The organism is Candidatus Cloacimonadaceae bacterium, assembly GCA_030693415.1.
Taxonomy (GTDB): domain Bacteria; phylum Cloacimonadota; class Cloacimonadia; order Cloacimonadales; family Cloacimonadaceae; genus JAUYAR01.
In genome coordinates this window covers 1-7,238 of record JAUYAR010000117.1, presented here as the reverse complement: position 1 = coordinate 7,238, position 7,238 = coordinate 1, and the positions used below count along the sequence as shown (strand labels likewise).

The window sequence follows — 7,238 nt, the reverse complement described above, 5'->3', positions numbered from 1 at the left end:
GGCATTTTTTTTTACCCCCCCCCCCCCCCCCGAAATCTTGGGGGACCGAAATTCTTATAATGTCACCGAAATCGTATGGCATAGAGCATGTAAATAAGGCATTATCTCAGATGAATAAACCACTATTTAATATCGAAAGAGAAATGAACCTAAACGGTCAATTCTGTCTTTTATGGCTAAGTAAAGCAATGGGAGGAATCATGAAAAGCACATTACTACTAATTTGTATGTTGTACGCAGTTACTATTGGAGCGCAAGTGGCAATATGGCAATCAGCGTTCAATGTGAGTATCGTGGGGTCTGCATACATAAATGATGCAGTAAAAGATGAGGGAGGAAACTCTTATTACACCGGTTTTTTTAATGGCAACGTAACTTTTGGCAGTATTCAGATTTCCAGTTATGGTGGGTCAGATATATTTGTTGCCAAAATGAACAGCAACAATGAATGGTTGTGGGCTGTGAAAGCAGGCTCTACTGGAGGTTCATCCAGTATTGATGGTGAACAGTGGGAAGCTGGAAGAAGATTGCAGCTTGATGCATCCGGTAACATTATCGTAGTTGGAAATTATGCAGGTACTGCTACGTTCGGGTCTATACAACAACCATATAGGGGTGGATTGTGTGATTTATTTGTAACCAAGCTAAACACAAATGGTGGATGGTTATGGACTGCAAGTGGAGGAAGCTCTGGCCACGATAGGGGCATCGATATAGATGTAGATACCAATAACGAGGTATTCATATCGGGGACTATTTATGGTAATGCAACATTTGGAAGTCACACATTAACAAACAACAGTTATGATGATGGTTTTGTCGCTAAACTTGGCATTAATGGAAATTGGCTTTGGGCAAGAAAACCCACTTCAGTTACAGATGCTCATGACGGATCAGGACCGATAGAAATTGACTCTGACGGAAACCTTATTACGCTGTTTGGAACTCAGTTTGGGACATACACTTTTGGCTCAATTGTATTACCAGCAATTGGCTCCAATGATCCGGTAATAGCAAAAATAGACACCAACGGAAATTGGATGTGGGCTCAACGTTTCTTAGGTGGACCTACAAATGGCATTAATTTGCTTAATCTAGTGTGTGACACTACTAGCAATATATTTGTTACTGGGTTAATAACGGGAACTGTTATTTTAGGGACTTCTCAGCTTGTATGTGCTGGAAATGAAGATGTGCTGCTATTAAAATTTAATAATACTGGAAATCTGATATGGGCAAATCGGTACGGTGGAGTTGGTTCAGACGTTGGATGGAATATCGTAGTGGATGGTAGTGGAAATCCGTGCATAAGTGGTTATTATGCCAATAGTGTACTTTTCGGTACCACTCAGCTTAGCAGCGTTGGGAACAAGGATTTGTTTTTATTGCAGGTAAACCCATCAGGTAGTGTACTTTCAGCGATCAGTGCGGGTGGGGCAAATGATGAAAGTTCGATAAATCTACAAGTTAGAGATGACACATCTATAAATTTGTGGGGTACTTACTTAGGCTCTGCCAACATTGGAAACACAATGCTATCAGGTAGTACAAGTATAAATAATACTTTTATTTCTACTGTTTCATTTGTAGTACCAGAACCCCCTGCAATTTCTCAACAAATATCTCCCCTGCAGATTATCCAAAATGGCTCTGCAAGCATTGATCTATCAAATTACTTTTCAAATGCTTATTCGAGTATGAATTTTACCACTAATGGCAACCAGATGATTAACACTAGCATCAGCGGTGGCAATGTACTGAACCTACTACCTTTAGATGATTGGTATGGTACAGAATACATCACCATCCGGGCAACCAACCAATGGGGTTTGTTTGTTGAACAAGTTCTAAAAGCAACTGTCCTCGAAACTTGGGCAACTCTCGAGAACTTTAATAATTCAGGTATTATCCCCACTAACTGGACAACACAACATACTGGCACTACCACCTATCCTTGGCAGCCTTTTCAGGTCAGTGGTACCGATTATGGCATGAAAACGAAAGCTGTAACCGGTACTACAGCTAATGAAAGGTTGTTATCACCAACATACAATTTATCCGGCTACAAAGATATCGAAGTATCCTTTGATACAGCTTTCCTACCTTATGGAAGCGGTACCGGAACCTTCGCCTATACACTCAATAATGTAACCTACACTACTGTAGAGATATTTTCTACAAGCACAAGTGGAATCAAGACTTATACAATTCCAGCCTTGGATGCAAAGCCATCCGTTCGTTTTCGCTGGAATTACGTAAATGGTGCTGCCAATATAGGGCAGGAAAACTATTGGACAGTGGATAATTTCCGGATATTCGGATTGGTTAGGGATGTAACTGCTCCCACCATTGTTACGGGTTTAGAGGCAATGGCTTTGACTTCAACTTCTGCCACATTGCATTGGAATCCTTCTACTGATACTTATTTTGAAAAATATGAGATTTACATTTCTACAGATGCCCAAGTAACTACATCAGATCAATTATGGTCAGTACTAAACGATGCTATGTTAAACAATATCAACACTATTCAAACAGCTGTGTACCCTTTGGCAACAAGTAATTATTGGGCTGCAATCAGGGCTGTGGATCAGAGTGGCAATGCATCTTTATTATCAGAAGTAGTAAATTTCCAGATTGATGGGACAGCACCGGTATTCTCTGCCCCTTTACCATCCAATCAGCCCAACCCGGAATGGGTCAATTCACTTACTGCTACCATCGGCTGCACAATAACAGATGCGAACCAAATTGATCAGAATTCTATCCAATATCGAATTGATGCAAACGGGAATGGTATATACGACATTAGTGAGGCTTGGCAAGCGGTGACCAGGACAGATTCATACAATATTGACCGCAATTTTATCAGTATCAGCGTTGAAGCTACTTATCAGGTTGATGGTGTCCTTGCTTATGAATTCAAAGCTGCTGACCTGAATGGCAATATTGCTTATAGTGGAGATAATTCAATCGAAGGGATATCAGATGACTGGGTGGTAAGATTAGATGTAACAGCACCTGATTTTAGCAATCCAATCCCAATAAATCAACCCAACCCAACATGGACAAACAACCGAACTGTGACGATCGGATGTTCGATTTCGGATAACCTCGAAATCCCCTTAGGTTCTATTGAATATAGATTTGATCGGAATGGGAACGGCAATTATGATGCAGATGAGCCTTGGGTGCAGTATTCTAACCAAAGACAGGAAAGAAATTCCAGAAACCAGATTATCGTGTCGGTTGAAGTATTGTTTGAAGCTGATGGCTTGTTGCACTTTGAATTCCGTGCTATGGATCAAGTAGGTAATGTTGGATTCAGCGGAACAAACAATGCTGATGGTATGTCAGACGACTGGATAGTGCGAGTATATGCCACTCCTCCTGTTTTTAGCAATCCTATTCCAGGTAATCAGCCAAATCCAAACTGGTCTACAACAAGAACTGTTACCATTGGAGTATCTGTAGCCAGCTTTGATTCTAGCACATCATCTGTTTATTACCGATATGATAGTAACGGTAATGGAATGTATGATTTGGATGAAGCATGGACACCGATTAATCAGAGAAATGGAATTAGAACTATTCGAGATAGAAGTGCCGTGACTACACAAATCAACTTCTCTTCAGATGGGATTTTTACCTTTGAATTCAAAGCGGAAGACTCATTGGGAAATATTGGGTATAGTGGGCTAAATGGTGTCTTGGGAATAGATGATGACTGGGTGGTTAAAATAAACTCGAATCCACCCCAGATCACAAATCCGACACCATCAAATCAACCGTTACCGGCTTGGCAAACTTCAAGAACCGTTATTATTGAAGCTGAGATCAGCAGCGATGTTTTGTTAAATGAAGACTCCATAAGATTCCGTTTTGACCAAAACAAAAACAGTGTTTATGACCCGGATGAGATCTGGCAAAGTCCCATTATTATCAGTAACGATTTAACCAGACAGAACCAAATCGTTATACAGGCTGAGATTCAAGTTAGCAATGACGGAGTCTATAGCTTTGAAATCAAAGCCTCTGATCAAAATGGTTTGACCGGATATAGCGGAATTCAACATTTAGAGGGCATTGCGGATGATTGGGTGTTCCGAATTGATACCATAGCTCCCGCAGCTATCAGTAATTTCTTTGTGGAGGCTACTACAGATAATACAATTCAACTGAATTGGACGGCATCAAGCGACCTTAACTTCTTGGAATACAGAGTGTATTATTCATTGAATCCCGTGGTTACAATGGAGGATTCGATGTGGTGCGGAGCAGAAGATCCCAATCTATTAGCTTCCGGTTCGGGATTGATAACTACCACAATTAGTGGATTGATCCCATCAACAAGGTATTACTTTATGGTATATGCGATAGATGCAGCCGGATTATCTACACATTATCCATCTGTCATTACAGCTATGACAACTTCCTCAACTCAACCTGCATCTCCTCAGAATGTAGATTTAACAGTAGCGGGATCGCTATTAATCATTGATTGGGATGATGTCACTACGGACGTATTGGGCAATCTCATCGGGATAAGCTATTATGAAGTTCACGTGGGTGATAATCCAAATTTTATGTGCAGTTCCGAATCTCTGATTTCTACTGTAACGGAATCGACCCTTACTTTAACAGATGTAGTGGATTATGCCGATAGATTGTTCTTTAAGGTGATTGCTGTAAGCGGAACAATAAGAAACTAGGAATAAAACCTGATAGTAAAGCCTGAACTGGATTTGAAGTATCAGATAGGATTCAGGCTTTTCTTGAATTTTGGATGCATGGCAACCCCCTAATTATGAGGTTAATATGGAGATTATAAATTCTATCAAGAAAGCTTGCTTAGCACTATGCCATTGGACGACATTCAGTAGGTTGATTATGCCCGATTATCATATAAATGAAGGGGCTGTAGTTGTCCAGTTTTCACAGTTTCTTAGCAGTATTGACAGATGCAATAGTTTGGAGTTAGGTTTCGAGGTTAGTTATCTCACAATTGGAGAGAAATTTGGCTTTAACATTGATCTACCTTTGGGCAAGTCGGCATTTGCTGATATTGTGGTTTATAGTCAGGACATGACGTACGTTTTCGAAGTCAAGAGTGCCTTTGATAAATCAGCAGGAAGAAGCAAGATAGTCCCCAAGCCGGTCAGAGATGACATTTTGAAGTTATCTGCCCTAAAGAATGGAATAAATAGCGAAATAGTTAGATGCTTCGTGATCTATTTAACGCAGCAAAGTCATATAAACACAGCCTTTACCTATACATCTGAAGACAATGTGAACATAAATATTGTTAGAAAAGCAAAACGAACAATTCCTAAACTGGATGAGTTATTGGGTGGCCAATTTAAAGTACGGCTGAGAAGTGTTTCTAAATCCAACTCTACAATAGATAGACTATTAGGAGACTATTGTTATTTAATGGAGTTAACTCTTAAATCCAAGATACAAGTGGATAACAGATCACAATAAAACTTCTGTAGTCGTCCTGCACTTCCAATGAAATGGCGGAAATGGTGTATGTGCTCCGGATACTCCTACTGGGTTCATCCCTGAGTCGTATTCGATCTGATCGTCTTTTATCCAAGGTGCTAAAGCTTTGACGTATTCCCGGGCATCATCCAGGCTACTGGACTTGGTATCCAGAGCCATAAGGTTATCCATCACTTCCATGGCATCGTTTAGAGGATAGACCTTGTCTTGAACAGCCAAAGCCCGGCAGATGTCACTGGTGCGGTCATCCAGGATCACTACAAGCTTGTAGTATCTGGCTTTGGCTTTTTTGTAGCCTTGTAGCCTTCCAAATTCTCTGATTCTGAGAGCTGTATGCTCTGCCAGTCCCTGCCAGTAATGGGATGAGCGATTGGCGAGGTCATTGAACTGGTCTTTGAGTGTATCGGCAAGCATTTCTTTGGTATAGCCTTGCTCGATGGCTTTGGAGAGGGTGTCTGCGAAGTTCTGCCGGACATCGGCCTCGAAATGATTCCCTATCCAGAACAACTGCTGCTTCTGAATGGTGGATGATAGATGCTGATCTTCAATGCCCCAGAGCCCGATACTGGTCTTGGTTGGTGCTTGCACTTGGGTATCCCTCAGTCCAAGCCGCACACAGCGGTCTATTATCGCTTTGGTGGGCTCATTGACCAATGCTGCGAAGTCATCCCCCAACTGAGTATTGATGATGCCCATAAGCTTGTCTATGGCGTTCTTATTGAGCTTCTCAGATCTTGGCATTTCACTCAGCATTTGAATGGCTAGCCTGGCAGCATCCTTGATCTCTGTTTTCCAAGCATTATTGAGGACCCGGTAGTACTCCAACATGAGCTTATCGTAGTAGTTCATTAGAAGCTAAATCTCCTAACCTTGACTCTGTTCCTGCCGATATCGTATTCGGAGAAGCGTTCCAAACATCCTGCCAGAGCATCACAGGCATCGATATAGCCATCAGGATAGGTGAGGAACTGGGAGATCAGGGTGGGAGTATCCTGTCCCTCCGGAAAGAGCACTTTGGCAGTCTCGATGATGGTCTCAGTTCTCTCAATGCGGAGGTTCTTGTTGTCTTTGTTATCTATGCGCTTGATGCGATGGGATATGGGTGGAAGATTGTTGTCCTGTGCCCATCTATCGAAGTCGGCAAGGATACGAGCCTGTCCGTAAGTGGTCTCACAGGCTGCTCTGGCTTTGACCCGGTAGATCTGATCCAACTCCTGATAGGCATCGTAATAATATCTGAAGAACTTGGTATTCTCGATCTGACGAATCCAGACATGAAGCACGTAGAAACGATTGCCATCATAGCCAATGGAGATGACAGCTTTGAAACATCCTTTCTCTCCCCATGCAGGATCGGCATAGAGCCAGACCCGCTTCATTTGTGATGGTTCAGGCAAGGTTCTATACTTGGTAAACCAGTGGTTCTTGAAGATGTTACCTTCGATTACCGGCTGACCTAGCATCTCCCTCTGATAACCTGTATGACCGAACTTGGCTCGCAGGTTTGGCAGAGTGGCAGTAGGATACTGCTCTTCCCAGATGGACTTGCCATGCATATCTTCGAGAGAGAAGCGCAATATCGCCTTTTGGTGGGTCTTTAATGCAATCTGGTAGGTAACGTCTAAATCTGGATTATCTGCTCGTAAATCGCCTAATATGAGCTCCTGAAACTGGCAGATGGAGTAATTGGGATGTACCAGGTTACCGAGCCAGACGATCTTGCCATTTCCCTC

Annotated in this window: 4 protein-coding genes; 2 read left to right on the top strand and 2 right to left on the bottom strand. The window is 42.1% G+C overall.

Features of this window, described 5'->3' with window-relative positions:
- The first annotated feature begins 110 nt into the window (after nucleotides 1–110).
- Nucleotides 111–4,712 carry a fibronectin type III domain-containing protein gene (locus Q8M98_07255; protein ID MDP3114559.1) on the top strand — a complete coding sequence of 1,534 codons (4,602 nt, stop codon included), beginning with the start codon at nucleotides 111–113 and terminating at the stop codon, nucleotides 4,710–4,712.
- Between the two features lie 178 nt (nucleotides 4,713–4,890).
- A complete protein-coding gene (locus Q8M98_07250; protein ID MDP3114558.1) occupies nucleotides 4,891–5,484 on the top strand; it encodes a hypothetical protein in 594 nt (197 codons plus the stop codon).
- On the opposite strand, the gene Q8M98_07245 is transcribed toward Q8M98_07250, so the two are convergent.
- Together Q8M98_07245 and Q8M98_07240 are read right to left on the bottom strand one after the other, a co-directional pair.
- Nucleotides 5,476–6,354 carry a phage minor head protein gene (locus tag Q8M98_07245; protein ID MDP3114557.1) on the bottom strand — a complete coding sequence of 293 codons (879 nt, stop codon included), beginning with the start codon at nucleotides 6,352–6,354 and terminating at the stop codon, nucleotides 5,476–5,478. The two genes, Q8M98_07250 and Q8M98_07245, sit on opposite strands and share 9 nt — an antisense overlap.
- Nucleotides 6,354–7,238: hypothetical protein (locus Q8M98_07240; protein MDP3114556.1), on the bottom strand; the 885-nt coding region annotated here is incomplete at its 5' end. The genes Q8M98_07240 and Q8M98_07245, both read right to left, overlap by 1 nt.

Excerpts from the sequence above, each read along its gene's own strand:
- Q8M98_07255 (MDP3114559.1), top strand. The coding sequence starts at position 111 with ATGAATAAACCACTATTTAATATCGAAAGAGAAATGAACCTAAACGGT.
- Q8M98_07250 (MDP3114558.1), top strand. The coding sequence starts at position 4,891 with ATGCCCGATTATCATATAAATGAAGGGGCTGTAGTTGTCCAGTTTTCA.
- Q8M98_07245 (MDP3114557.1), bottom strand. The coding sequence starts at position 6,354 with ATGAACTACTACGATAAGCTCATGTTGGAGTACTACCGGGTCCTCAAT.